General features: G+C 75.2%; 26 protein-coding genes. 15 read left to right on the top strand and 11 right to left on the bottom strand.

Features of this window, described 5'->3' with window-relative positions:
• Positions 1 to 279 precede the first annotated feature (279 nt).
• Positions 280 to 1,458 (bottom strand): NAD(P)-dependent malic enzyme, encoded by a 1,179-nt coding sequence (locus ABD160_RS31320; protein WP_344029675.1) that lies wholly within the window; start codon positions 1,456 to 1,458, stop codon positions 280 to 282.
• 253 nt (positions 1,459 to 1,711) lie between these two features.
• Positions 1,712 to 2,794 (bottom strand): serine protease, encoded by a 1,083-nt coding sequence (locus ABD160_RS31315; protein WP_344029672.1) that lies wholly within the window; start codon positions 2,792 to 2,794, stop codon positions 1,712 to 1,714.
• A gap of 178 nt (positions 2,795 to 2,972) precedes the next feature.
• On the opposite strand from ABD160_RS31315, the gene ABD160_RS31310 reads away from it, so the two are divergent.
• Both ABD160_RS31310 and ABD160_RS31305 read left to right on the top strand, forming a co-directional pair.
• A complete protein-coding gene (locus ABD160_RS31310) occupies positions 2,973 to 3,590 on the top strand; it encodes a histidine phosphatase family protein (RefSeq protein WP_344029838.1) in 618 nt (205 codons plus the stop codon).
• Entirely contained in the window at positions 3,587 to 4,072 is a 486-nt protein-coding gene (locus ABD160_RS31305; protein WP_344029669.1) for a GNAT family N-acetyltransferase, read from the top strand. The genes ABD160_RS31310 and ABD160_RS31305 overlap by 4 nt, the downstream gene beginning before the upstream one ends.
• Here the strand turns inward: ABD160_RS31305 and ABD160_RS31300 are convergent.
• Positions 4,069 to 4,497, bottom strand: coding sequence for a hypothetical protein (locus ABD160_RS31300; protein WP_344029666.1), 429 nt, complete (start codon positions 4,495 to 4,497; stop codon positions 4,069 to 4,071). The genes ABD160_RS31305 and ABD160_RS31300 overlap by 4 nt on opposite strands.
• Before the next feature lie 68 nt (positions 4,498 to 4,565).
• On the opposite strand from ABD160_RS31300, the gene ABD160_RS31295 reads away from it, so the two are divergent.
• Both ABD160_RS31295 and ABD160_RS31290 read left to right on the top strand, forming a co-directional pair.
• Positions 4,566 to 5,516: a diacylglycerol/lipid kinase family protein gene (locus ABD160_RS31295; protein ID WP_344029664.1), complete on the top strand. Its 951-nt coding sequence runs from the start codon at positions 4,566 to 4,568 to the stop codon at positions 5,514 to 5,516.
• Between the two features lie 433 nt (positions 5,517 to 5,949).
• Positions 5,950 to 6,201, top strand: coding sequence for a WhiB family transcriptional regulator (locus ABD160_RS31290; protein ID WP_043277332.1), 252 nt, complete (start codon positions 5,950 to 5,952; stop codon positions 6,199 to 6,201).
• A gap of 310 nt (positions 6,202 to 6,511) precedes the next feature.
• On the opposite strand, the gene ABD160_RS31285 is transcribed toward ABD160_RS31290, so the two are convergent.
• Positions 6,512 to 8,038 carry a sensor histidine kinase gene (locus tag ABD160_RS31285; protein WP_344029659.1) on the bottom strand — a complete coding sequence of 509 codons (1,527 nt, stop codon included), beginning with the start codon at positions 8,036 to 8,038 and terminating at the stop codon, positions 6,512 to 6,514.
• Positions 8,039 to 8,130: 92 nt separating this feature from the next.
• On the opposite strand from ABD160_RS31285, the gene ABD160_RS33450 reads away from it, so the two are divergent.
• Entirely contained in the window at positions 8,131 to 8,205 is a 75-nt protein-coding gene (locus tag ABD160_RS33450; protein ID WP_372447449.1) for a 50S ribosomal protein bL37, read from the top strand.
• A gap of 88 nt (positions 8,206 to 8,293) precedes the next feature.
• On the opposite strand, the gene rsrA is transcribed toward ABD160_RS33450, so the two are convergent.
• Together rsrA and ABD160_RS31275 are read right to left on the bottom strand one after the other, a co-directional pair.
• Positions 8,294 to 8,662 (bottom strand): mycothiol system anti-sigma-R factor, encoded by a 369-nt coding sequence (gene rsrA, locus ABD160_RS31280; protein ID WP_344029656.1) that lies wholly within the window; start codon positions 8,660 to 8,662, stop codon positions 8,294 to 8,296.
• A complete protein-coding gene (locus tag ABD160_RS31275; protein WP_344029654.1) occupies positions 8,659 to 9,339 on the bottom strand; it encodes a sigma-70 family RNA polymerase sigma factor in 681 nt (226 codons plus the stop codon). Before ABD160_RS31275 ends, rsrA begins: the two co-directional genes overlap by 4 nt.
• Positions 9,340 to 9,573: 234 nt before the next feature.
• On the opposite strand from ABD160_RS31275, the gene ybaK reads away from it, so the two are divergent.
• From ybaK to ABD160_RS31255, 4 genes are all read left to right on the top strand, one after another.
• The gene (ybaK, locus tag ABD160_RS31270) at positions 9,574 to 10,053 is read left to right on the top strand and encodes a Cys-tRNA(Pro) deacylase (protein WP_344029652.1); all 480 of its coding nucleotides are present in this window, start codon (positions 9,574 to 9,576) and stop codon (positions 10,051 to 10,053) included.
• Positions 10,054 to 10,138: 85 nt separating this feature from the next.
• The gene (locus ABD160_RS31265) at positions 10,139 to 10,942 is read left to right on the top strand and encodes an SAM-dependent methyltransferase (RefSeq protein WP_344029649.1); all 804 of its coding nucleotides are present in this window, start codon (positions 10,139 to 10,141) and stop codon (positions 10,940 to 10,942) included.
• Between the two features lie 43 nt (positions 10,943 to 10,985).
• A complete protein-coding gene (locus tag ABD160_RS31260) occupies positions 10,986 to 13,229 on the top strand; it encodes a putative bifunctional diguanylate cyclase/phosphodiesterase (protein WP_344029647.1) in 2,244 nt (747 codons plus the stop codon).
• A 121-nt stretch (positions 13,230 to 13,350) separates the two neighbouring features.
• Entirely contained in the window at positions 13,351 to 14,742 is a 1,392-nt protein-coding gene (locus ABD160_RS31255) for a GntT/GntP/DsdX family permease (protein WP_344029645.1), read from the top strand.
• Positions 14,743 to 14,755: 13 nt separating this feature from the next.
• On the opposite strand, the gene ABD160_RS31250 is transcribed toward ABD160_RS31255, so the two are convergent.
• Both ABD160_RS31250 and ABD160_RS31245 read right to left on the bottom strand, forming a co-directional pair.
• Positions 14,756 to 15,367 carry an alpha/beta hydrolase family protein gene (locus ABD160_RS31250; RefSeq protein WP_344029641.1) on the bottom strand — a complete coding sequence of 204 codons (612 nt, stop codon included), beginning with the start codon at positions 15,365 to 15,367 and terminating at the stop codon, positions 14,756 to 14,758.
• Positions 15,364 to 16,191, bottom strand: coding sequence for an SOS response-associated peptidase (locus ABD160_RS31245; RefSeq protein WP_344029639.1), 828 nt, complete (start codon positions 16,189 to 16,191; stop codon positions 15,364 to 15,366). Before ABD160_RS31245 ends, ABD160_RS31250 begins: the two co-directional genes overlap by 4 nt.
• Before the next feature lie 35 nt (positions 16,192 to 16,226).
• Between ABD160_RS31245 and aroA the strand changes: the two genes are divergently transcribed.
• Genes aroA through ABD160_RS31230 form a run of 3 tightly spaced genes read left to right on the top strand, consistent with a single transcriptional unit; the run spans position 16,227 to position 19,386 of the window.
• A complete protein-coding gene (gene aroA / locus ABD160_RS31240) occupies positions 16,227 to 17,522 on the top strand; it encodes a 3-phosphoshikimate 1-carboxyvinyltransferase (protein WP_344029636.1) in 1,296 nt (431 codons plus the stop codon).
• A 2-nt stretch (positions 17,523 to 17,524) separates the two neighbouring features.
• Entirely contained in the window at positions 17,525 to 18,535 is a 1,011-nt protein-coding gene (gene rsgA / locus ABD160_RS31235; protein ID WP_344029635.1) for a ribosome small subunit-dependent GTPase A, read from the top strand.
• A gap of 20 nt (positions 18,536 to 18,555) precedes the next feature.
• Complete coding sequence (locus tag ABD160_RS31230; protein WP_344029633.1) at positions 18,556 to 19,386, top strand: SCO4651 family lipoprotein; 831 nt, start codon at positions 18,556 to 18,558, stop codon at positions 19,384 to 19,386.
• A gap of 20 nt (positions 19,387 to 19,406) precedes the next feature.
• Here the strand turns inward: ABD160_RS31230 and ABD160_RS31225 are convergent, their stop codons facing one another.
• Both ABD160_RS31225 and ABD160_RS31220 read right to left on the bottom strand, forming a co-directional pair.
• The gene (locus tag ABD160_RS31225) at positions 19,407 to 19,913 is read right to left on the bottom strand and encodes a DUF6912 family protein (RefSeq protein WP_344029630.1); all 507 of its coding nucleotides are present in this window, start codon (positions 19,911 to 19,913) and stop codon (positions 19,407 to 19,409) included.
• A gap of 17 nt (positions 19,914 to 19,930) precedes the next feature.
• Complete coding sequence (locus ABD160_RS31220) at positions 19,931 to 21,373, bottom strand: WS/DGAT/MGAT family O-acyltransferase (protein WP_344029627.1); 1,443 nt, start codon at positions 21,371 to 21,373, stop codon at positions 19,931 to 19,933.
• Here ABD160_RS31220 and ABD160_RS31215 point away from each other — a divergent pair.
• The 3 genes from ABD160_RS31215 to ABD160_RS31205 all read left to right on the top strand — a co-directional run bounded on the left by ABD160_RS31215 (position 21,372) and on the right by ABD160_RS31205 (position 23,878).
• Positions 21,372 to 22,202, top strand: coding sequence for a TrmH family RNA methyltransferase (locus tag ABD160_RS31215; protein ID WP_344029624.1), 831 nt, complete (start codon positions 21,372 to 21,374; stop codon positions 22,200 to 22,202). The two genes, ABD160_RS31220 and ABD160_RS31215, sit on opposite strands and share 2 nt — an antisense overlap.
• 100 nt (positions 22,203 to 22,302) lie before the next feature.
• Positions 22,303 to 23,574: an alpha-hydroxy acid oxidase gene (locus ABD160_RS31210; protein ID WP_344029621.1), complete on the top strand. Its 1,272-nt coding sequence runs from the start codon at positions 22,303 to 22,305 to the stop codon at positions 23,572 to 23,574.
• 19 nt (positions 23,575 to 23,593) lie between these two features.
• Positions 23,594 to 23,878, top strand: a complete 285-nt coding sequence (locus ABD160_RS31205; protein WP_344029619.1) for an antitoxin — start codon at positions 23,594 to 23,596, stop codon at positions 23,876 to 23,878.
• Positions 23,879 to 23,977: 99 nt separating this feature from the next.
• Here ABD160_RS31205 and ABD160_RS31200 read toward each other — a convergent pair whose 3' ends face one another.
• A complete protein-coding gene (locus ABD160_RS31200; RefSeq protein WP_344029616.1) occupies positions 23,978 to 24,382 on the bottom strand; it encodes an HAD-IA family hydrolase in 405 nt (134 codons plus the stop codon).
• Position 24,383: the final 1 nt, after the last annotated feature.

The following is a 24,383-nucleotide window of genomic DNA, read 5'->3' as shown; positions in this document are numbered from 1 at the left end:
GCTCAACGAGATACCGGGCCGGGCGATCCGCCCCGGTAGCCCGATCGAGCGACCCTGCACAGCGGGTAATGCCGCCGATCGGACCAATCCGACCGGCCCGTCACCGGCGCAGCGTTGGTGACCGGGTGTTTGGTCACGCCGAAGGGATCCGTCCGTTCGGCGAGCGGTGGCAATGAACTTGACCTACAGTGAACAACCGCTCACAGCGGGGCGTGCCGTTCGGCGCAGCGACCGTACGTGCACGCTGCGTGACCCGATTGCCCGGTGCCGACGGCCGGTTCAGCGGGCCCCGTCGTCGGCGACGGCGGCCCGGGCGACGGCCGCCGCCACCGCGGGCGCCACCCGCGGATCGAACGGCCCGGGGACGATGCTGGTCGGCGACAGCTCGTCGGCGACCACGTCGGCGATCGCCGTCGCCGCGGCCACCTTCATGCGGTCGGTGATCCGCCGGGCGTTCGCGTCCAGCGCCCCGCGGAAGATCCCCGGGAACGCCAGCACGTTGTTGATCTGGTTCGGGAAGTCGCTGCGCCCGGTCGCGACGATCGCCGCGTGCCGCGCGGCGACGTCCGGGTGCACCTCGGGATCGGGGTTGGACAGCGCGAACACCATCGCCTCCGGAGCCATCGTGGCCAGCAGCTCCTCCGGCAGGGTGGCGCTGGACAGGCCGACGAAGACGTCCGCACCGGCGAGCGCCTTGGCGATCCCGCCGGTCACCGCGCGCGGGTTCGTCACCGCGGCCAGCTCCGCCTTCACCCCGCCGCGGGCGGCGTCGACGATCCCGCGGGAGTCGAGCAGCACCACGTCCGACGCGCCGGCGGCGAGCAGGATCCGGGCGCAGGCGATCCCGGCGGCGCCCGCACCGGAGATGACGATCCGCAGGTCGCGCAGCGCACGGTCCTGCACCCGGCAGGCACCGTTCAGCGCCGCCAGCAGGACCACGGCGGTGCCGTGCTGGTCGTCGTGCATCACCGGGCAGTCCAGCGCCTCGATCAGCCGGCGCTCCAGCTCGAAGCAGCGCGGCGCCGCGACGTCCTCCAGGTTGACCGCGCCGAAGGTGGGCCGCAGCCGGACCAGCGTCTCGACGATCTCGTCGACGTCGGTGGTGTCGAGCACCAGCGGGATCGAGTCCAGCCCGGCGAACGACTTGAACAGCGCCGACTTGCCCTCCATCACCGGCAGCGACGCGCGCGGGCCGATGTCGCCGAGCCCGAGCACCGCGGTGCCGTCGCTGACCACGGCGACCAGCCGGTGCGCCCAGGTGTAGCGGGCGGCCAGGGCCGCGTCGTCGGCGATCGCCCGGCACACGTCCGCGACCCCGGGCGTGTAGGCGATGGACAGATCGCGGGCGTCGGCCAGCGGTGCGGTCAGACCGGTCGCCAGCTTGCCGCCCTCGTGCGCGCCGAACACCTCGTCCCGCGCGGGGGCGGTGGTTCCGGGCCGGTCCTGGGCGAGCGTCATCGAAGACTCCATACGTGAGGTACATGAGCGGCGCCGGAGCGGGCGGCGCCTGCCGTTGCACCGGGGGTCGCGGGGTCGTCGACCTGCTCTCGGTGCCGGACGGCCATCCCGGCGGCCGGGGCCGGATGCGGCCCCGCGCCGGGACACGGCTGTCGGGTCTGGGCCGGAGTCTAACCGGGACACCGGTGGGTTCCGCGCGTCCCGCGCCGCCGGAGTGGGCATGGGCACAGGACGCGCGTACGGCGCCGGCGGTTCAGCGCAGCGGCACCGGCCGCACCTCGGGCAGCGGCCGCTCCGGGACGGCGGGCAGCTCGGTCAGCGGCATCCCGCGCGGGGTGAACCCGGCGGTGCCCGGGACCAGCTCGACCGGCCCCAGCGGGCCGAACGCGGCGGCGTAGCCGAGCGCCTGGGCGATGTCGGTGACCCCGTTCGTCGCGGTCGGCAGCATCAGGCTGGACAGCACCCCGAACGCGCGTCCCTGCGCGTCGAGGTAGCCGGCGCCGGAGTCCCCCGGCACGCCCGGCGGGAGCGTGGCGACGACGTGCGTGCGCGGCCCCTCCGGCCTGCCGAACGACACGCCCTGCTTGAACGGCGTCGGCGCGGCCTGGTTCGGCTGGTAGCTGTAGACCCGGTCACCGCCCGCGGTGCCCGCCGCGTTCAGCCCGGACGGGCCGCCGAAGCCGGGCACCGTCGGGTCGGCGACCGCCGCGGCGGACGGGCCGAGCTCGATCAGCGCGAAGTCGTTGTAGAGGCAGAGCTGCGGGTCGCGCTCCCCGCGCTCCTGCATCACCGCCCAGGAGTTGTAGGCGACCCGGCCGCTGTGCACGGTGCCGTCCCGGCCGACGATCCCGACCTCGGTGCCGTGCGGCTGCACCGGCTCCACGCAGCCGTCGACCGAGGACCGCGCGCTCTCCGCCACCATGCAGTGCGCGGCCGTGCCGAGGTAGAGCGCCCCGGCCGGGACGCGTCGGTGCACCTGCCCGTCGTCGTCGCGCTGCCCGTCGGCCGCCCCGGCCGCGGTGTAGAGGAAGTTGGCGGTGCACAGCTCCGCCCCGCCGGCCACCGGGGTGGCGATCTGCACGCCCGGGCCGATCCCGGCGCCGGCCGGCTGCGCCGCCGGAACCGCCGGCGCGGACTGCGCGGCCGGGAGAACGACCGCCGGGCCCGCGGCGAGCGGCACCGCGGCAGCCACACCGGCAGCGGCCGGCACCGCGGCAGCCGCACCGGCGCCGCCCGGGTCGGCGGCGGCCGCGCCGAACGCGGCGGCGAGGACCAGGCCGGCGGCGGTGCCGAGCCCGGCGATCCGCCGGGCGGCCCGGCGGGGGTGCTGCGACATGTCACTCCTCGGGAACGGACGGGACCGGCCCCATCTCACCGGACCGACCGGCCGCGCCGGGCCGGCGCCACGGCCGACGACCCGGTCGGGTGGGACACCGACCCGTCCGGGTGACCCGGCGCCACCCGGGGCCACTCGCGGAGGACCGCGGGCACCCGCCGTCCGGGTAGCGTCGGCGATCGTGAGCGACGACGACCCCCGCGGCCGGATCCTGCTGCTCCGGCACGGCGAGACCGAGTGGTCCCGGACCGGCCGGCACACCGGGCGGACCGACATCGGGCTCACCGACGACGGCCGGGACGCCGCCTGCGCGGTGCGCGACGCGCTGGCCCTGGTCCGGCACGCCGCGCCGCCGGCCCGCGTCCTCTGTTCCCCGCGCACGCGCGCGCGGGACACGGCCGCGCTGGCCGGGCTCACCGTGGACGCGATCGACGACCGGCTCGCCGAGTGGGACTACGGCGACGCCGAGGGCCGCACCACCCCGCAGATCCGCGAGACGCTGCCCGGCTGGACCATCTGGGACGGCCCGTGGCCGGGCGGCGAGACGCCGGACGACGTGTGCCGGCGGGCCGACGCCGTGCTGGCCGAGGCGCGCGCCCTGCTCGGCGCCGGCGACGTGATCCTGGTCGGGCACGGCCACTTCTCCCGGGTGCTGACCGCGCGCTGGATCGGCCTGCCCGCCACCGGCGGGGTGCACGTCGCGATGGACCCGGCCGGGGTGACGGTCCTCGGCTTCGAGCGCGGCGTCCCGCGGCTGGACCACGTCAACCAGCGCCCGACCCGGGGCCCGCGGTGAGCGGGGTCCGGGCGGCCGGGCCCGGCGACGTCGCGGCCGTCGTGGCGCTGGTGCACGAGCTCGCCGAGTACGAGAAGGCCGCCGACGAGTGCCGGCTCACCGACGACCGGCTGCACGCCGCGCTGTTCGGCCCGGACCCGTCGGCCGCCGCGCTGGTCGCCACCACCGCCGACGGCGCGGTGGTCGGCACCGCGATCTGGTTCCGCACCTTCTCCACCTGGGAGGGGGTCGCCGGGATGCACCTGGAGGACCTCTACGTCCGCCCGGCGCACCGCGGCGAGGGGCACGGCCTGCGGCTGCTCGCCGCGCTGGCCGCGGAGTGCACCCGGCGCGGCTGGGCCAGGCTGGAGTGGAACGTCCTGTACTGGAACGAACCGGCGATCGGCTTCTACCGCGCGATCGGCGCCGGGCCGAACGAGGGCTGGACCACCTACCGGCTCACCGGCGGCCCGCTCGCGGCGCTCGCCGGCCGGGCCGGCTAGGAACCGGGCTCGTCCTCGCCGAGCGCCCAGCGCTTGGACTGCTCGCTGATCAGCAGCATGAAGGTGAGCACCACGTACAGCCCGCAGACGATGCCCCACAACAGCTGCCGGGACGGCCCGAGCAGGCTGTAGACGACCGGCAGCAACAGCAGCTGCACCACGATCGCCGGGGTGCGGCAGCCGTGCAGGCCGCGGACCAGGCCGTAGCCGATGCCGACGACGGCGCCGCCCATCAGCAGGAAGATCCCGGACTCGGCGAGGCCGTAGTACAGCCGGGGGCCACCCGCCTCGAACGCCCGCAGGCCCAGCACGACGGCGACCACCACGCCGACCACGCCCTGCACGGCCACCAGCAGGCCGGACACCTTCACGTTCTCCGGCACGCGCGGCGCGGCGGGGACGTCGTTGCGCTGCTCCTCGGCCACGGCTCCGAGGATAGGCAGCACGCACCCGCCCGGACCCGCCGGGCGGCGGTGGTCGTTACAGTCGGCCCGTGCGCGCGCTGCTCGTGGTCAACCCGCAGGCCACGTCGACGACGGCGGCCGGCCGGGACGTGCTGACCAAGGCGCTGGCCAGCGAGCTCAAGCTGGACGTGCTGCAGACCCGCTACCGGGGGCACGCCGCGGAGGCCACCGCGGCGGCCGTCGCCGACGGGGTCGAGCTGGTGGTGGCGCTCGGCGGCGACGGCACGGTCAACGAGGTCGTCAACGGGCTGCTCGCCGCGCAGACCGGCACCGGGAGCGGCCCGCCCCGGCCGGACCCGGACGCCACCGCGATGCTGGCCGTGGTGCCCGGCGGCTCGGCGAACGTGTTCGCCCGCGCCCTGGAGATGCCGCGCGACCCGGTCGAGGCGACCGGCCACGTGCTGACCGCGCTCGCCGCCCGGCGGCGCAGGCTGGTCGGCCTCGGCCACGCCGACGACCGGTGGTTCACCTTCAACGCGGGCATGGGCTGGGACGCCGAGGTGGTCGCCGCCGTCGAGCGGGCCAGGGCGCAGGGGTACGAGGCCAGCCCCGGCCGGTACGCGATCACCGCGATCGGGCAGTACCTGGCCCAGCTGCACCGGCCGCCGTCGATGACGGTGCAGATCCCGGGGGCCGCGCCGCTGGGCGGGGTGCGGCTGGCGTTCGTCTCGAACACCGACCCGTGGACCTACCTGTCGGGCCGCGCGGTCCGGACGAACCCCCGCTCGTCGTTCGGCAGCGGGCTCGGGCTGTTCGCGCTGACCGGCCTGGGGCCCAGGACGATCGCGACGACGCTGCGTCAGATGCTGGCTGCCGACGGTGACCCGCACGGCAGGCACGTCGTGCGCCACGACGCCGTCCCCCAGGTCAGGATCACCTCCGATCGGCCGCTGGCGCTGCAGCTGGACGGCGACCACCTGGGCGAGCGGACCGACGTGGAATTCCTGAGCGTGCCGGGAGCGTTACGCGTCGTCGTGTGAGATGGGCAGTTCGTCGCGCCCCGTGCGGGCGCTCTCACACGCCGGAGTGAGCAACCCCGCCATTCACCGATGTGAGCGGACCGTCGGTCCCGTTGGGGCTTACACCAGCCCAAACCGGTGATCCAAGGTGGTCCCTACGCAAGCGGGAGGCCCCGGGCAACGCCGCCAGGGGGGTGTCGGGTACTACACGGGATTCGGGTGGCCGTTTCCGTGTCGGACAGGGACACTGGTTCACAGGAACCGGCCCGCGGCTGAAAAGTTCGGGGCACAGGTCTGTCGTGCGCGAGCGGCTATGAGGCCACTCACGTATCCGATGAGCAGTTTCCCGTTGAGGACCGCCGGAGCTCGTGAAAGTATTCACAAGCTCCGAAACACGGACGTAACAGATGACGATCGGCGCGACCCCGATCGCGCACCAGAGGAGAAAGCAATCATGGACTGGCGTCACGACGCGATCTGCCGCGACGAGGACCCGGAGCTCTTCTTCCCCGTCGGCACCAGCGGCCCCGCCCTGATGCAGATCGCCGAGGCGAAGAGCGTGTGCCGGCGTTGCCCGGTCACCGAGTCGTGCCTGCAGTGGGCTCTCGAGTCCGGGCAGGACGCGGGTGTCTGGGGCGGCATGAGCGAGGACGAGCGGCGCGCCCTGAAGCGGCGCAGCACCCGCCCGCGCGCCCGCACCGCCTGATCGCACGGATCGAAGAAGTAGAGAAGTAGCTCCCCGACCTCGGGCCCGTAGCCGGACGCCACCGGCCACGGGCCCGAGGTGCGTTCGGGGTGATCTGCCACCCCGCGTGACCTGTCCACCACGGTGCCGGCGCGACCACGGCACCGGGATCAACGGTCACGGGTCGAGGGTATCCGGTGCCGCCAGGGGGCCCGCTCACGCCCCGGGTCACCCGCAGTGACCGATGCGGTCACCCGGCGCACCGGACCGACCGCCCGGGGACGATCCGGCCCGCGACCGTTGCGAGGACCGGGCCCGGACGTGCCGCCGCTCAGCCGCCGCCCAGCGGCAGCCGGATCAGCGCCACCGTCCCGCCGCCGTCCCGCGCGGAGACGGTGATCGTCGCCTCCAGCTCCGAGCTCAGCAGCGTGCGCACGATCTGCAGGCCCAGGCCCTTCGACTGCTCGAAGTCGAAGTCGGCGGGCATCCCGTGCCCGTCGTCGGCCACCGACACCTCGAGCCGGCTCGCCGACCGTCGCGGGCTGACCACCACCTCACCGGCGACGCCCGGGTCGTAGGCGTGCGCCAGCGCGTTGTGCACCAGCTCGGCCAGCACCAGCACCAGCGGGGTGGCCTTGGCCGCGGGCAGCGCGCCGAACCCGGCGTCCACCCGGACCCGGGCCCGCGACTCGGTGGTCGCGCCGTCCCGGATGGCGGGCAGCACCTTCGGCAGCAGCTCGTCGAGCTCGACGACCTCGGCCACCGAGTAGGCCAGCGCCTCGTGCACCAGCGCGATCGAGGTGACCCGGCGGACCGACTCCTCGAGCGCCCGGCTCGCCTCCGGGTGCTCGCTGCGCCGGGCCTGCAGCCGGAGCAGCGCCGCGACGGTCTGCAGGTTGTTCTTCACCCGGTGGTGGATCTCCCGGATGGTGGCGTCCTTTGACATCAGCGCCGCGTCCCGGCGGCGCAGGTCGGTGACGTCGCGGACCAGCACCAGCGCGCCGGCGGCGTCGCCGCGCGGGCGCAGCGGCAGCGCGCGGACCAGCATCGTCGCCCGCCTGCCCTTGATCTCCATCCGGCTCGACGGGATGCCGGCCAGCGCGTCGGCGATCCGGGCGGCGACGTCCTTGGCGTCGAACGGGTCGAGCACCAGCGCCCTGGTCACCGCGGTCAGATCGGCCCCGGCGACGTCGCTGGCGTGGCCCATCCGGTGGTACGCCGAGAGCGCGTTGGGGCTGGCGTAGGCGACGTTGCCGTGCGCGTCCAGCCGGACCAGGCCGTCACCGGCGCGCGGGCTGCCCTCCGCGCTGCCGGGTGGCCCGGACTGCGGCGGGAAGGTGCCGTCCACGATCATCTGGCACAGGTCCGACGCGCTGCCCAGGTAGGCGATCTCCAGCGGGGAGGGCACCCGGGGGGTCGACAGGTTCGTGTCCCGGGACAGCACCGCGACGGTGCGGCCGTGGTAGCGGACCGGGATGGTCTCCCGGCGCACCGGCACCTCCAGGTGCCAGCGCGGGTCGTCGTCCCGGCAGATCCGGCCCTCCAGCACCGCCCGGCGCAGCTGGCCGACCTCCACCGGAGCGGCCCGGCGGCCGACGACGTCGTCCGGGTGCGCGGTGGGTGCGGTGGTCGGCCGGGCCTGGGCCACGCACAGGAACTGGGCGGTGGACGTCCGCGACGATCCCTCGGCGGTGAAGTCGGTGGCCGCGTGCAGGTCGTCCAGCGGCACCCACAGCAGGAAGTCGGCGAACGACATGTCGGCGAGCAGCTGCCACTCCCCCACCACCCGCTGGAGGTGGTCGGCGGTCTCGCCGTCCATCGTCGTGTGCTCGGCGAGCAGCTGGCTGAGCGTGGTCACGGTCGCCCATCCCACCACATGCGAGAATCACGGCCACGAGCTCCCGCGGCACCGCCGCGGAACCGTGACCCCTGAGGAGAGGAGGGCCGATCATGTCGAAGCGTGCCCGCAAGCGCCGCGACCGCGGCAAGAAGAAGGCGAACCACGGCAAGAAGCCGAACACCTGAGTCGCCGTCCGAACGTGCGAGGGGCGGGTACCGGTCCCGGTACCCGCCCTTCGTGCGTGCTGTCGTGCGTGCTGTGCCCACGCCGCGCTCAGCCCTCGCGCCGGTACTCCGTGCGCCGCCGGGACACCGAGACGCTGGTGCCCTCCGGGCCGGACTCGACCCGCACCTGCGCCTGCTCCAGCACCGCCGAGCGGATCTGGGTGCGGAGCCGGTCCTTCAGGGCCTCCGGCGCCGACTCCCCGCCGCACTTGCGGGCCAGCAGGGCCTTCAGCTTCTCGTCGATGCCGTACTCGGCCAGGCAGGGCGCGCACTCGTCGAGATGGTGCTGCAGCAGCCGCCTGCGCTCCTGGTCGCACTCGCGGTCCAGGAACAGCCACACCTCCGCGAGCACCTCGCTGCAGCCTGCGGTGTCACCGGCCAGCGGGTTGCGCTCGGCGGGAACCTCCTCGGCGCTCACGACGCCGTCACCTCCTGGCTGCCCGCCCCGCGCACGAAACCGCGGTCGCGGGCGACATCGGTCAGCATGTCCCGCAGCTGGCGCCTGCCCCGGTGCAGCCGGGACATCACGGTGCCGATCGGGGTGCCCATGATCTCGGCGATCTCCTTGTAGGCGAACCCCTCGACGTCGGCCAGGTACACGGCCATCCGGAAGTCCTCCGGCAGCGCCGAGAGGGCCTCCTTCACGTCGTCGTCGGGCAGCGCGTCCATCGCCTCGACCTCGGCCGAGCGCAGGCCGGTGGACGTGTGCTCGCCCGCCTGGGCCAGCTGGTAGTCCGTGATCTCGTCGGTCGGCGCCTGCAGCGGCTGGCGCTGACGCTTGCGGTACCCGTTGATGTAGGTGTTGGTCAGGATCCGGTACAGCCAGGCCTTCAGGTTCGTCCCGCGGCGGAACGAGCCGAAGGCCGAGTACGCCTTCAGGAACGTCTCCTGCACCAGGTCCTCGGCATCGGCCGGGTTCCGGGTCATCCGCAGCGCGGCACCGTAGAGCTGGTCCAGCAGCGGCATCGCGTCCCGCTCGAAGCGGGCGGTGCGCTCCTCGACCGTCTCGTCCTCCGGCGCCCGGTTGCCCTCGGCATCGGCGGTGCCGACCTGCTCGACCGGCTCGTTCCCGGACCGATCCGGCTGTTCTGACAAGGGTCCCCTCTCCAGTGACACGGACCGCGCGCCGGTGCGGGTCACCGGCACGGCGGTCGTGTCGGAGGGTACGCGTCCCCACCGGTTCCGTCCGGCCTCGGACGCCCGGGGGGCCTCCATCACTGCTGTCGTCACACCACCGGGAACGTCACGCGCCGGAACGGCATTCCCGTAGGTTGCCCGCGACGGCCGCGGCGGGCGGGGCCGTCGGTGAGCGCGGGAGGTCGGGCGGACATGGCGGGCAGGGGCACCCCGGCGACGGCGTTGCTGGTGCGACGCGGGATCACGCACCGGGTGCACAGCTACACCCACGACGACCGGGAGACCGGGTACGGCCCGGAGGCGGCCCGGGCGATGGGCCAGGACCCGGACCGGGTGTTCAAGACGCTCGTCGCGGTCGTCGACGGCGCCATGACGGTCGGGATCGTGCCGGTGTCGGCGCAGCTCGACCTGAAGGCGCTGGCCGCGGCGGTGGGCGGCAAGCGGGCGGCGATGGCCGAGATCGCCGACGCCGAGCGGACCACCGGCTACGTGGCGGGCGGGATCTCGCCGCTCGGCCAGCGCAGGCGGCTGCCCACCGTGCTCGACGCGTCGGCGGCCGGGTTCGGCACGATCTACTGCTCCGGCGGCCGGCGCGGGCTGGAGATCGAGCTCGCCCCGGACGACCTGGTGTCACTCACCGGGGCCACTGTCGCCACGATCGCGCTGTACTGAGCGGCGCGTACCCCCTCAGGGCGCCGTCCGGCCAGTAGGGTCCCCCTTGGTCGAAAGACGTCGAATCCGTTGCGGGGAGCACAGAATGGACAGGCCGGCGTGGGCACCCGACGAGGTGGACATGAACCGTCCCAGCGTCGCCCGGGTCTACGACTACTACCTCGGTGGCTCGCACAACTTCGAGGCCGACCGGCGGTTCGCCGAGCAGATCCTCGGCGTGCTGCCGGAGATGGCGTCGGTCGCCCAGGCGAACCGGGCGTTCCTGCGCCGGGCCGTGCGCCACCTGTGCGCGCAGGGGGTGACCCAGTTCCTCGATCTCGGCTCGGGCATCCCGACCGCGGGCAACGTGCACGAGATCGCGGCCGCCGAGATCCCGGACGCCCGGGTGCTCTACGTCGACAACGACCCGATCGCGGTGGTGCACAGCCGGGCCCTGCTCGGCGACGACGACCGCACCGAGGTGCTCGCCGCCGACCTGACCGAACCGGCCAAGGTGCTGGACAACCCGCTGACCCGCTCGCACCTCGACTTCTCCCGGCCGATCGCGGTGCTGCTGGTGTCGGTGCTGCACTTCGTGCCCGACGAGGCCCGCCCGGCCGAGCTCGTGCGCACCTACCTGGGCGCGGCACCCCCGGGCAGCTACCTGGTGATCAGCCACGCGACCGCGGAGGGCGGGCACGCGGGCGCGGACGAGGCGCAGAGCATCTACAACCGGGACCGCTCGCCCAACGCGATGCGGATGCGCTCCACCGAGGAGCTCACCGCGCTGTTCGGCGACCTGGAGCTGCTGGAGCCCGGCGTCGTCCGGATCCCGCTGTGGCGGCCGGAGTCCCCGGTCGGGCCGGAGGTCCAGCGCTATCCGGGGCTGGCCGGCGTGGCACGCCGCTGAGGTCGCCCGACCGGCGACACGACATGCAGGACAGGAGGCCGACGTGGGCGATGCCGCACCGGCGGGCACGGGCGAGGTCCGGCCCGACCCGGGCGTGGAGCGGCTGACCGACGCCTGGGTCGCCGCGATCCACGCCCGTGGGTTCGTCTCGGCCGGGCGGGCCGAGCTGCGCTCCGTGCTGGCCGGTGCCGCCTACTGGATCGCCGCCGTCGTCGACGGGCGGGCCGAGATCGAGACGGCCCGGGAGATCGGCGCCGAGCTGATCGCCGCGCACCTGACCGACACGGCGGCGCTGCGCTGCTCGCTGGACGTGCTGGCCACCCACTTCGCCGACCGGATCGCCGATCCGGTCCGGCTGCGCCGCTTCACCGCCGCGGTCGGCGCGCTGTCCGCGGGCTACGCGCGGACCCTGCAGCAGCGGACCCGCACCGAGCAGGAGCGGATCAGCGCGGCCGCGTTCGCCGCCCGCGGCGCCGCGGAGGACGCCCGGTGGCGCTCGGAGGCCCGCTACGGCGCGGTGTTCGAGCACGCGGTGCTCGGGATCAGCGTGTCCGACGCGGGCGGGCAGATCCTGGAGGCGAACCGGGCGCTCGCCGAGATGCTCGGGTACCCGCCGGACGAGATCGTCGGGCGCTCGGTCTTCGAGTTCATCCATCCCGAGGACACCCCCGAGATGTGGCCGAAGATCCAGGCCATGCTGGCCGGCCGGGTCGGCCACGTCCGGATGGAGAAGGCGTACTTCGGCAAGGACGGGCGGCAGGTCTGGACCGAGCTGGTCGTCTCGCTGATCCGGGACCGCGACGGCGCCCCGCGCTACCTGGTCGCGATGGTCGCCGACGTCACCGAGCGGCACCTGCTGCAGTCCCGGCTGCAGCACCAGGCCGAGCACGACCCGCTCACCGGGCTGCCGAACCGGGCGCTGTTCTTCAGCAGGCTCACCACCGCGCTGGAGGCGCTGGACCCCGGCGGCGCCACCGTCGGCGTCTGCTACCTGGACCTGGACGGCTTCAAGGCGGTCAACGACACCCTCGGGCACGACGCGGGCGACCAGCTGCTCACCGCCGTCGCGCACCGCATGCAGGCCGAGCTGGGGAGCCTCGGGCACACCGTCGCCCGGATGGGCGGCGACGAGTTCGTCGTGCTCATCGAGCAGTGCACCGGGCCGGAGCAGCTGACCGCGGTCGCCCAGCAGGCGCTGGAGACCGTCCGGCGGCCGGTGTCGCTGCGCGGCCGCGAGATCGTGGTGTCCGCCAGCATCGGCGTCGTGTCCTGGCCGGTGCCGGCCTGCGACGGCGATCCCGCCCCGCGCGACGACGGCGCCGCCGCGCTGATGCAGGCCGCGGACACCACCATGTACTGGGCCAAGCGCGACGGGCGGGACCGGATCGCCGCCTTCGACCCGCAGCGGCACCGGCACGACGTGCACCTGTTCGAGCTGGCCGGCCGGATGCCCGGCGCGCTGGAGCGCGGCGAGTTCGACCTGGAGTACCAGCCGCTGGTGTCGTTCGCCGACGGCCGGGTGACCGGGGTCGAGGCGCTGGCCCGGTGGCGGGCGGCCGACGGCGAGAAGCTGGGGCCGGACCTGTTCATCCCGCTGGCCGAGCAGACCGGCCTGATCGTCCCGCTCGGCCTGTACCTGCTGCGCCGGGCCTGCTCCGAGGCCCGCGCCTGGGCCGACGCCGATCCGGCGCGCCGGTTCGTGCTCAGCGTCAACGTGGCAGGCCGCCAGCTCCGCCAGGACGACGCCGTGCAGCGGATCGTGGAGATCCTCGGCGAGACCGGGTGGCCGGCCAGGGCGCTGCAGCTGGAACTGACCGAGAGCGACTTGATGTCCGCGGGCGGGCAGCCGATCGCGGCCCTGGAGGAGCTGTCCCGGCTCGGCGTGCGGATCGCGATCGACGACTTCGGCACCGGCTACTCGAACCTGGCCTACCTGCACCGGCTGCCGGTCGACGTGCTGAAGCTCGCCGGGTCGTTCGTCTCGGCGAAGGGCCCGATGCCGGCCCGGGCGGACCGGCATCCCGGCCGCGACCTGGACAGCCCGGTCGTGCTGTCGGCGATGATCGAGCTCGCGCACAGCCTCGGGCTGGAGGTGGTCGCCGAGTCGGTGGAGACCGCCGAGCAGGCGGCCCGGCTGCGGTCGCTGGGCTGTGACACCGGCCAGGGCTGGCACCTGTCCGCCCCGCTGCACCCGGCGGACGTGCCGGCCGTGCTGGACAACCGCCGAACGGCGACGGATCCACCGCCCCCGGCGGGCCGAACGGACCACCGGGACTCCCCCAGCTGATTGACAGGCTCGTTGATATCAACGAGCCTCGGGCCCTGGACAGCCGCCGGTGGCACCGCCGTCACCGCGCCCGATCGACGACCACTCCGCTCGACGACGAACGGGAGGACATGCCATCGGCATGAGCATCGTCGCACTCATCGGCATCGCGGTCGGGGCGATCGCGCTGCTGCTCGCACTGATCATCTGGCTGAAGGTCCCGGCGTTCCTGGCGCTGCTGATCGTCGCGATCGGGACCGCACTCGCCGGCGGGATGGCCCCGGCGGACATCATGCCCACCGTCATCGAGGGGATGGGCAGCACGCTCGGCAACGTGGCGCTGCTCGTCGGGCTCGGCGCGATGCTCGGGGCCGTCGTCGAGAAGACCGGCGGTGCCCGGATCCTCGCCGAGCGCTTCACCCGGCGGCTCGGTCCGGAGCGGGTGGGGCCCGCGCTGCTCGTCGTCTCCTCGATCGTGGTCATCCCGATCTTCTTCGACGTCGCCTACATCATCCTGCTGCCCATCCTGTTCAGCTTCGCCCGATCGGCGGGGCACGTCTCACCGGTCGTCGTCGGCATCCCGGTCGGCGGGATCATGGCGATCATCCACGGGCTCGTCCCGCCCCATCCCGGCATCACCGGCGGTGCGACGCTGCTCGGCGCCGACATCGGCCTCGTCGTCCTCGTCGGGCTGCTGATCTGCGTGCCGCTCGGGGTGCAGGCGCACTACGTCGGCAGGCTGATGTTCGCCCGGCGCGAGTTCGCCGTGGACGCCGACGTCCGGCGCCGGTTCGACGAGTCCGCCGGGACCGGCGCCGCCGGCCCGGACGGCCCGGACGCCCCGGACGGCCCCGCCTCCGCACCGGGCGCGCTCACGGTCGCCGCGATGATCGTCGTCCCGGTCGCCCTGATCGCGGTCGGCACGGTCAGCGAGCTGCTGCTGGAGGAGGGCTCGGCCCTGCACGGCGTCACCGCGCTGGTCGGCGCCCCGGCGTTCGCGCTGCTGTTCTCCGTCGTCCTCAGCAGCCTGGTGCTCGGGGTGCGGCACGGCTGGTCGATGGACCAGCTGGGCTCGGTGATGAACGCCGCGCTGGCACCGGCCGCCATCGTCGTGTTCGTGACCGGCGCCGGTGGCGTGTTCGCCGAGGTGCTGTCCGAGAGCGGCATCGGCGACAGCGTCTCCGGGGTGCTGGTCCGGTCCGGCGTGCCGGTGCTGGCGCTCGCGTTCCTGCTCGCGACGATCTTCCGGGTGGCCCAGGGATCGGCGACCGTCGCCACCCTGGCCGCCGCCGGACTGGTGCAGTCGACGGTGGACGCCGGTGACTTCACCAGCCTGCAGGTCGTGCTCATCGTGCTGGCGATCGGCTGTGGCGCGTCGTCGCTGTCGCACGTCAACGACTCCGGGTTCTGGATCGTCACCCGCCTGCTCGGCCTGTCGGTCGCCGACGGCCTGCGGACCTGGACGGTGCTGCTGACGTTGCTCAGCTGGACCGGGATGCTGCTGGTGAGCGGGCTGTGGCTGATCGTGTCCTGAGCCGGCCCGGCGGTCAGCCGGGGATGCCGGCCAGCCAGTCGCGGACCGCCGCGGCCACACCGGCCGGGTCCTTCTTCAGGCCGTGGTCGCCGTCGAGCAGCACCACCCGGCGGCCGGGGCCGTCGTCCGGGATCCCGAACCGGTCGCTGCGGCCCTGCACGACGAGCACCGGCACCCCGGCGCCGGCCAGCTCCGGCAGCCGGGTCCGCTCCGGCCGGCCCGGCGGGTGCAGCGGAAAGGCCAGGCACAGCACGGCGGCCGCGCCGGTGGCCGCGGCGGTGCGGCAGGCCACCCGGGCGCCGGAGCTGCGCCCGCCCTGGACCAGCGGCAGGTCGCCGCGGACCGCGGCGGCGACCGCCAGCCACGCCTCGTCGAGGTGCCCGGCCGGGGCCGGGGCGCGCCGGCCCGCCACCCGGTAGGGCTGCTCGACCAGCCCGACGTCGAACCCGGCGCCGGTGGCCGCGCCGGTCGCGGCCACCAGGTCGGGTGCGTCGACGCCGCCGCCGGCGCCGTGCCCGAGCAGCAGCAGCCCGCGCGGCGCGCCGGACGCCGCCGGATGCCGGGTCACCCGGGCCGGGCCGCGCGGGGTGTCGATCTCCTCGACGGTGCCGCCGGTCCCGCTCACGAGAGCAGGTCGAGCTGGATCGGCTCCCGCACCTGGTCGGCGGGCAGCTCCGCGAGCAGCTCGGGGCCGTTGTTGCGGACGCTGTTGACCTGCGACGACACCGGCCGGATCGCCAGCGTCGCGACCAGCTCCGGGGTGGGCGGGGTGAGCAGCGCGGCGACCGGCCCGTCGGCCGCCGCGGCGTCCGGGTCCAGCCAGGCGTCCCAGTCGCCGGGGGCGAGCACCAGCGGCATCCGGTCGTGCACCTGGGCGAGCGGGCCGACCGCCTCGGTGGTGAGCACGCAGGCGGTCACCAGGCCGTCCGGGTACTTCTCGAGGAGCTCGCCGCCGGCGTCCGGCTTCGGGCGCCAGAACTCCCAGATCCCGGCCATCGCCAGGGTCGCGCCGTCGGCGTAGCCGGTGAAGTAGGGCTGCTTGGTCGGCTTGCCCGAACCGCCCTCCGCCTTCGGCACGGCGTCCCGGCGCTGCCACTCGTACCAGCCGTCGGCCGGGAACAGGCAGCGCCGGGAGGCGACGGCGCGGCGGAACGCGGGCTTCTCGGTGACCGTCTCGGAGCGGGCGTTCACCATCCGGGCGCCCGCCGAGGGGTCCTTCGCCCAGAACGGCACCAGCCCCCACCGGACGGTGCGCAGCGACCGCTCGGTGACGGCCGGATCGGGCTCGCCGTCGTCGTCGCGCGGGTGCCGCTGCACGACGACGGTGATGTCCTTGGTCGGCGCGACGTTGTAGTCCGGCCGCTGCGACGACTCCGCCGTGGCGTCCACGGCGTGGAACTCGTCGGCCAGGTCGGCGGGGGCCTTCGTGGAGGCGTAACGGCCGCACATGCGTCCCATCCTTCCACGTGGGGAAAGATGGGACCGTGAGCTCCTGGTCCGCACCCACGCCCGCCGCCCCGGTGACCGGCACCGTCTCGGTGCCCGGCTCGAAGTCGGTCACCAACCGGGCGCTGCTGCTCGCCGGGCTGTCCGGCGGCGCCTGCCGGGTCGACGGCGCCCCGCCGACCCGCGACACCACCCTGATGACCGGCGCGCTGACCGCGCTCGGCGTGCCCGTCACCACCGAGGGCGACACGGTGCGGACCGGCGCGCACGGCGGGCTGCGCGGCGGCACGCCCGAGTTCCCGGCGGAGGTCGACTGCGGGCTCGCCGGGACGGTCATGCGGTTCGTCCCGCCGGCCGCGGCGACCGCGCGCGGCGCGGTGCGGTTCGACGGCGACCCGCGCGCCCGGGAGCGCCCGATGGGCACCGTGCTCGACGCGCTGCGCACCCTGGGCGCCCGGATCGAGGGGGACGCGCTGCCGTTCCGGCTCGACGGCGACCGGCCGGCCCGCGGCGGCGAGGTCACGATCGACGCGTCGGCGTCGTCCCAGTTCGTGTCCGGGCTGCTGCTCTCCGGCGCCCTGTTCGAGCGCGGGGTGACCGTCCGGCACGCCGGCCCGCCGGTGCCGTCGCTGCCGCACATCGCGATGACCGTCGACATGCTGCGGACGGCCGGCGTCACCGTGCACGACGACGAGCCGGACAGCTGGCGGGTGGAGCCCGGCCCGGTCGCGGTGCGGGACTGGGCGATCGAGCCGGACCTGTCGAACGCCGCGGTGTTCCTGGCGGCGGCCGCCGTGACCGGCGGCCGGGTGACGGTGCGCGGCTGGCCGGCCGGGAGCACCCAGCCCGGCGCGCACGTGCTGCCGGTGCTCGAACGGTTCGGCGCCCGGATCGCGACCGGGCCGGACGGGCTCACCGTCACCGGCCCGGACCGGCTGTCCGGGATCGACGTCGACCTGCGCGACGCCGGCGAGCTGGCCCCCACCGTCGCCGCGGTCGCCGCGCTGGCCGGCGGGGTGTCCCGGCTGCGCGGCATCGGGCACCTGCGCGGCCACGAGACCGACCGGCTCGCCGCGCTCGCCACCGAGATCACCGCGCTCGGCGGCTCGGTCACCGAGACCGACGACGGCCTGGTGATCGACCCGAAGCCGCTGGCCGGGCGGCCGGACCGGCCGTGGGGCGCCTACGCCGACCACCGGATGGCGACCGCGGGCGCGATCATCGGGCTGGTGGTGCCGGGCGTCGCGGTGGACGACATCGGCTGCACCGACAAGACGATCCCGGACTTCCCCGGCCGCTGGTCGGCGCTGCTCGGGATCGCCGAGGGGCGCTGAGGGTGCCCAGCCACGACCGGCTCGACGAGTCCGACGTCCGGGTCCGCCCGGGCCGGCGCGGGTCCCGCCCGCGCAGCAAGCGGCGCCCCGCGCACGCCGACGCGTCCCGGGCGATGGTCACCGCGGTCGACCGCGGCCGCTGGACGTGCGCCCCGGACTCCGATCCGGAGCGGCCGCCGGTGGTCGCGATGCGGGCCCGCGAGCTGGGCCGCACGCCGGTCGTCGTCGGGGACCGGGTGGACCTGGTCGGGGACCTGTCCGGGGAGCCGGACACGCTCGCCCGGATCGTGCGGGTCGCCGACCGGGACACGGTGCTGCGCCGCACCGCCGACGACAACGACCCCTACGAGCGGGTCGTCGTCGCGAACGCGCAGCGGTTGATCGTCGTCACCGCGGTGGCCGATCCGCCGCCGCGCACCGGGTTCGTCGACCGCTGCCTGGTCGCCGCCTACGCCGGCGGGCTGGAGCCGGTGCTGTGCCTGACCAAGTCCGATCTGACCGATCCGGAGCCGTTCGCCGCGCAGTACCGCGAGCTCGGGGTGCCGCTGGTCGTCACCGGGCGGTCCGCGGACGGCCCGCCGGCCGGCCTGGAGGACCTGCGGTCCGCGCTGACCGGTCGGTTGTGCGCGCTGGTCGGGCACTCCGGCGTCGGCAAGTCCACCCTGGTGAACGCGATCGTCCCGGCCGCCGACCAGGCCACCGGCCGGGTGTCCGGGGTCGGCAAGGGCCGGCACACCACCACCGCGGCGCTGGCCTTCCCGCACGCCGACGGCTGGGTCGTCGACACGCCGGGGATCCGCTCGTTCGGGCTGGCGCACGTCGGGCCGGACGACGTGGTCGCCGCGTTCGGCGACCTCGCCGCGGCGATCGACGACTGCCCGCGCGGCTGCGGGCACCTCGGGCCGCCCGCCGATCCGGAGTGCGCACTGGACGACCTGGTCGCCGCCGGATCGCTCGGCGGAGGCAGACTCGAGGCGTTGCGCCGCATCCTCGTGGCGCTCAACCAGGGCTGATCATCAGGGGCGGAGGCGACGTGCCGGAACGGCGAGCGGCACCGTTGCTCGGCGCCGTCCTGCTCGGCGTCGCGCTGCTCACCGGAGGGCTGACCGGGTGCGCCTGGCCCGGCTCGATGGGCTCCGCCCCGCCGCCGCCGGACACCGGCAGCACGCTGCCGAAGTACTACGACCCGGCGCCGCTGATCGCCGACGTCGGTGCCCGCACCCGGTCCGACGGCGGCGCCGCACTGGCCGTCGCCGGGACCCTGACCGACCGGGCCGGGCCGGTCCCGGTCACCGGCGAGGGCGCGGTCCGCTTCGTCCCGGAGGGCGGTGCGCCGGCGGTGCGTCTGGACCTGCGGGCCGGGCCGGAGGGCGCCCCGCCCGGCACCACCGGCGTCGTCCGGATCGGCGAGCGCACCTGGCTGCACCCGCAGGGCGCCGCGGACTGGGTGGAGCCCGGGATCGGGCCGATCGCGCCGGAGCAGGTCGCGGACGCCACTCTCGCCGCGAACGTCGCCGCCGGCGCCGATCCGCTGGCCGCGATCGCCCGCTACCCGGAGGCGGTGCTGGTCGCCGACGCCCGGGACACCGACGTCGACGGCGTCCCCGTCGTGCACTACACCCTGGTCGTCGACCTGGTCCGGGCGATCGCGGTGGAGACCGAGCCGGACCGCCTCGCGGCGCTCACCGCGCAGCAGCAGGCCGGGGTGACCCGGATCAGCACCGAGATCTGGCTGGACGCCGACCGGCGCCCGCTGCGGGCGCGGCTGCGCCAGCAGCTGCCCGACGCCGGCACCCTGGACCTGCTGCTGCGCTACCGCGACTGGGGCAGCCCGGTCACGATCGAGCCACCGGTGCGGGGCTGAGCGCCGGTCGCCGGCGCGGATCAGCCCAGCTCGACCAGGAACGGCAGCTCGGACCCGTCGTACCAGGCGAGCTCGAAGTCCTCCGCCTCACCGACCAGGAACTCGGCGTCCAGGTCGCCGAGATCGGCCTTGTCGACCGCACCCGCGGCCTCGCGGACGGCGTGCTCGGCCTCCGGCAGGTCGACGTGCACGGCGGCGATCTTCGCGACCGGGACCGGGCCGGTCACCCGGACCGCGCCGTCGTCGAGATCGGGCCGCAGGGTGACGTCGTCGGTGTCGGCGGCGACGACCACCCGGCGCGGCGGGGTGCCGTCCTCGCCGAGCCCGAACTCGACGGCCAGCAGCCGCAGCGACGCCCGCGCGGCCTCGCTGAGCGCGGCGTACTCCAGCTCCTCGTCGTCGCCGGTCACGTAGGACTCGCGCAGCTTCGGGGTCAGCGCGAACCCGGTCCCGCCGAGCGGCTCGAAGGTGCCGGTGGACACGGTCCGGGCCAGCATCGGCCAGGTCGCGGGGAGGTAGATCCGCACGGGTGGGTCCTTTCTCGCTACTGCCGCAGGGTGTCGAGGAGCTCCTCGAGCGACTCGTTCACCATCCCGGCGAGCACGTCGATGTCGCCCATCGCGTCCCGGTCGCCGTTGAGTCCGTAGTAGACGCCGCCGTCGTAGCTGGTGAGCCCGATGGAGACGGCCTGGCCCTTGGCCAGCGGCACCACCGGGAACATCTCCAGCATCCGGGCACCGGCCGCGTACAGCGGGAACTGCGGGCCGGGGACGTTCGTGACGACCAGGTTGAAGAAGTGCCGGGACATGCCGCTGGCGGCGCGCGCCCCGACCGCGTGCAGGGTCGGCGGGGCGAACCCGCCGATCCGGACGAGCGTGTCCGCACCGACGGCGTCGCCGGTGTCGGTGTGCTCGCGCATCTGGTGGGTCACCTGGTGCAGCCGCACCAGCGGGCTCGGCTCGCCCACCGGCAGGTCCACCAGGAACGACGCCACCCGGTTGCCCAGCGAGCCGCCGGCGGCCGAGCTGGGCACGTCGCCCTCCCCGCGCACCGACAGCGGGACCAGCGCCCGCACCGACGACGACCCGCCGACCGGCTCGCCGCGCGACATCAGCCAGGTGCGCAGCGCGCCCGAGATCACGGCCAGCACGACGTCGTTCACGTCGCAGCCGTAGGCGGCCCGCACCTTGCGGTAGTCCTCCAGGTCGGTGCGGGCCAGCGCGAACCGCCGCTGGGTGGAGATCTCGGCGTTCAGCGGGAGCCCCGGCGCGCGGCGGCCCGCCGTGCGCGCCATCGTCAGCACCTTGCCGGCGGCCCGGCCGAGCTTGCCGACGGTGGCCAGCGCGTCCCCGGTGGCCGCCCGGACGTTGTCCACGATCTCGGTCGGCCGGGTGACCGCCTCGCCGATCGCGTCCAGCACCAGCTGGCCGTCGCTCGGCTCCGGCCGCGGCATCCACAGCTCGTCCGGCGTCTCGCGGGGCTCGGCGGAGACGTCCAGGATCACCTGTCCGATGTCGATCGCGGAGATCCCGTCGACCATCGCCTGATGGGTCTTGGTGAGGATCGCGACCCGGCCGTCCTTCCCGCTGCCCCGGCCGGTCGAGGCCGGCGCGAGGCCCTCGATCAGGTACATCTCCCACAGCGGCCGGGAGTGGTCCAGCGGCCGGGACATCAGCCGTCCGACCAGGTCGGTGAGCTGGTCCTCGCTGCCCGGCCGGGGCAGCGCGGAGCGCCGCACGTGGTAGGCGATGTCGAACTCGGGATCGTCCACCCAGACCGGCCGGGCGAGGTTGCCGGGCACGTGCCGGACCTTCTGCCGGAACCGGGGCACCAGCGCCAGCCGCTGCTCGATCAGCTCGACCAGCCGGTCGTAGTCCAGGCCGTCACGCGGGCGGTCGAACACGGAGACGCCGCCGACGTGCATCGGCGTGGTCGCCTCCTCGATGTAGAGGAAGGAGGCGTCGAGTGCGGAGAGCCGGGACGGCATGGTCGAGATCCTACGTGCGCGTGGGACTCTGGCCGTCGTGACCGACCCCGCCCCGCCCACCCCGTCCGAGTCCGCCGCGCCGGCCGTGTCGCCGAAGGACCGGTTCATCACCGTCTACGGCCGCAAACCGGTCCTCGAGGCGCTCGCCGACGACGGCCTGGCGGTGGACAAGGTGATCCTCGCCGACTCGGTCCGCGGCGGCGGGGAGCGCGAGATCACCGCCGCCGCGCGCCGGCGCGGGGTGCCGGTGCAGCGGGCGTCGGCACAGCGGGTGAAGGTGCTCGCCGGCAACGGCCGGCACGACCAGGGCGTGCTCGCCGACGTCGTCGCCCCGCGGATGGCACCGCTCGGCGTGTTCCTGTCCGATCTCGGCACCAGGCGGCCGGCGTCGGTGCTGGTGCTCGACGCCGTCACGAACCCGTCGAACGTCGGCATGCTGCTGCGCAGCGCGACCGCCGCCGGGCTGGACGGCGTGCTGCTCCCCCGGCGCGGGGTGCCCGCGATCGACCCGCTGGTGATCAAGGCGTCGGCCGGGGTGGCGTTCTCCGCGCCGGTGCTGCGCTGCGCCACCGCCGCCGAGGGCGTCGACCTGATGCACGGCGCCGGGTTCTCGGTGTTCGGGCTGGACGCGGGCGGCGGGTCGCTGCTCGACGCCGACCTGCCGCCCCGGGTGGCGCTGGTGCTCGGCAACGAGACCGACGGCCTCACCGACGCCGTCCGGGAGCGCTGCGACGGCATCCTGTCGCTGCCCATGTTCGGCGGTGTGGAGTCGCTGAACGTGGCCTCGGCCGGGGCGGTCGCGGCCTACGAGCTGCTGCGCCGCCGCTGACCGGGGCCGGTCGTCGACCAGGCGCTCAGGCCGCAGCCCGGCAGCGCCCGGGCCAGGGCGTCCCGCCCGGTTCCCGGCCCGGGTACCTACCCTGGCGTCCATGGTCCGCCGTCGCATCCCGCGCCCGTCCGAGCTCGCGCCGCTGCTGCGCCCCGCGCCCGTCACCCTGGACCGCACCGCGGCCCGGCTGGCCCGCGCGGCGAGCATCGGTGACCTGCGGCTGCTCGCCCGCAGACGGGCGCCGCGGGCGGTGTTCGACTACACCGACGGCGCCGCCGAGGACGAGATCGGCCTGCGCCGCGCCCGCGACGCGTGGGCGTCGGTCGAGTTCACGCCGAGCGTGCTGCGCGACGTGTCGCGGGTCGACACCGGGACCGACGTCCTCGGCGGCCGCTCGGCGCTGCCGTTCGCGCTGGCCCCGACCGGCTTCACCCGGATGATGCACACCGCCGGCGAGCGGGCGGTCGCCGCCGTCGCGGCCCGGTCCGGGATCCCGTACACGCTGTCCACCATGGGTTCGACGACGATCGAGGACGTCGCCCGGGCCGGCGCCGGCGGCCGCAACTGGTTCCAGCTCTACCTGTGGCGGGACCGGTCGTTCGCGCACGACCTGGTCGCCCGGGCGGCGGCGGCCGGCTACGACACGCTGATGCTGACCGTCGACACCCCGGTCGGCGGCAACCGGCGCCGCGACGTCCGCAACGGCCTGTCCATCCCGCCCGCCCTGTCGCTGCGGACCTTCCTCGACGGCGCCCGGCACCCGCGGTGGTGGTTCGACCTGCTCACCACCGAGCCGCTGGCCTTCGAGAGCCTCGCCTCGGGCGGCGGATCCCCGTTCGAGGTGATCAACCGGGTGTTCGACCCGGCCCTGACGATGGACGACGTGGCCTGGCTGCGCGAGACCTGGCCGGGCACGCTGGTGGTCAAGGGCGTCCAGTCGGTGGCCGACGCGCGCCGGGTCGCCGACGCGGGCGCGGACGGCGTGCTGCTGTCCAACCACGGCGGCCGGCAGCTGGACCGGGCGCCGGTCCCGGCCGAGCTGATCGAGCCGGTCGTCCAGGAGCTCGGGGACGACGCCGAGGTGCTGGTCGACACCGGGATCATGCACGGCGGGGACGCGGTCGCCGCCGTCGCGCTCGGGGCGCGGGCGGCGCTGGTCGGCCGGGCCTACCTGTACGGGCTGATGGCCGGCGGCGAGGCCGGGGTGGCCCGGGCGGTGGAGATCCTGCGCGGCGAGGTCGAGCGCACGATGCAGCTGCTCGGGGTGACCCGGGTGGCGGACCTCCGGCCGGAGCACGCGCGGCTCCGTTCGTCGATCGTGGACGCTGCTCACCCGAACGGGGTACGTGCCGAGGGTGCGCCGGGAGCCTGAGCGCGCGACCATGGCCGGCATGGGTTTCCTGGACAAGGCCAAGGACCTGCTCGGCAAGCACGACGACAAGGTCGACCAGGCGCTGAACAAGGCCGGGGACGCGGCCAAGAAGAAGTTCGCCGGCAACGAGCAGCACATCGACACCGCGACGAAGTTCGCCCGCGAGCGGACCGGTAGCGGCGACACGACCGCGCAGCAGGGTCAGCAGCAGCCGGGCCAGGCCCCGCCGCCGCAGGGCCAGCAGCAGCCCGGCCAGGCGCCGCCGCCGCAGGGCGGCCAGCAGCCGCCGCCCCCGCAGCAGTGATCCGGGCCGGTCACACCGGCCCGTAGCGGGACCGGCCCGGCAGCAGCCGGGCCGACCATCGAGGCGCCGTCCGCGAGCAGCGGGCGGCGCCTCCGCACGTCACGACCCGGCGTCGACGCCCAGCAGGATCTCCAGCTCGGCGAGCGTCGCGTCGGCGCTCACGTGCTGCACCCCGACCGCCCCGGCCGCCGCCGCGCCGCGCACGCAGACGCCCATGTCGTCGACGACCACGCAGTCCGCCGGGTCCAGGCCGATCGCGGCGGCGGCCGCGGCGAAGGCGTCCGGGCTGGGCTTGCGGGCCCCGCGGACCGCCCCGAGCAGCACCGTGCCGAAGGCGTCGGCGCAGCCGTCGGGCACCGCGTGCGCCCCGGAGAACAGGGCCGTCCGGATCCCGCCGTCGGCGGCCCGGCGGGCGTAGGCGAGCAGCCGCGGGCCGCCCTCCGGATCGTCGAGGACACCGCCGTAGTCGACGATCAGGCCGCGCAGCGTGCGTGGTTCCGGCACG

Origin of the sequence: Pseudonocardia kongjuensis (genome assembly GCF_039526905.1) — a bacterium.
Classification (GTDB): domain Bacteria; phylum Actinomycetota; class Actinomycetes; order Mycobacteriales; family Pseudonocardiaceae; genus Pseudonocardia; species Pseudonocardia kongjuensis.
Note: the sequence above shows the minus strand (reverse complement) of the source record. Positions and strands in the feature narration are given on the sequence as shown.

What these genes read in the sequence shown, in the direction of transcription:
- ABD160_RS31320 (WP_344029675.1), bottom strand. Translation starts at nt 1,458, where the DNA reads ATGACGCTCGCCCAGGACCGGCCCGGAACCACCGCCCCCGCGCGGGAC.
- ABD160_RS31315 (WP_344029672.1), bottom strand. Translation starts at nt 2,794, where the DNA reads ATGTCGCAGCACCCCCGCCGGGCCGCCCGGCGGATCGCCGGGCTCGGC.
- ABD160_RS31290 (WP_043277332.1), top strand. Translation starts at nt 5,950, where the DNA reads ATGGACTGGCGTCACGACGCGATCTGCCGCGACGAGGACCCGGAGCTC.
- ybaK (WP_344029652.1), top strand. Translation starts at nt 9,574, where the DNA reads ATGGCGGGCAGGGGCACCCCGGCGACGGCGTTGCTGGTGCGACGCGGG.
- ABD160_RS31265 (WP_344029649.1), top strand. Translation starts at nt 10,139, where the DNA reads ATGGACAGGCCGGCGTGGGCACCCGACGAGGTGGACATGAACCGTCCC.
- ABD160_RS31255 (WP_344029645.1), top strand. Translation starts at nt 13,351, where the DNA reads ATGAGCATCGTCGCACTCATCGGCATCGCGGTCGGGGCGATCGCGCTG.
- ABD160_RS31245 (WP_344029639.1), bottom strand. Translation starts at nt 16,191, where the DNA reads ATGTGCGGCCGTTACGCCTCCACGAAGGCCCCCGCCGACCTGGCCGAC.
- ABD160_RS31215 (WP_344029624.1), top strand. Translation starts at nt 21,372, where the DNA reads ATGGTCGAGATCCTACGTGCGCGTGGGACTCTGGCCGTCGTGACCGAC.
- ABD160_RS31220 (WP_344029627.1), bottom strand. Translation starts at nt 21,373, where the DNA reads ATGCCGTCCCGGCTCTCCGCACTCGACGCCTCCTTCCTCTACATCGAG.
- ABD160_RS31210 (WP_344029621.1), top strand. Translation starts at nt 22,303, where the DNA reads ATGGTCCGCCGTCGCATCCCGCGCCCGTCCGAGCTCGCGCCGCTGCTG.
- ABD160_RS31205 (WP_344029619.1), top strand. Translation starts at nt 23,594, where the DNA reads ATGGGTTTCCTGGACAAGGCCAAGGACCTGCTCGGCAAGCACGACGAC.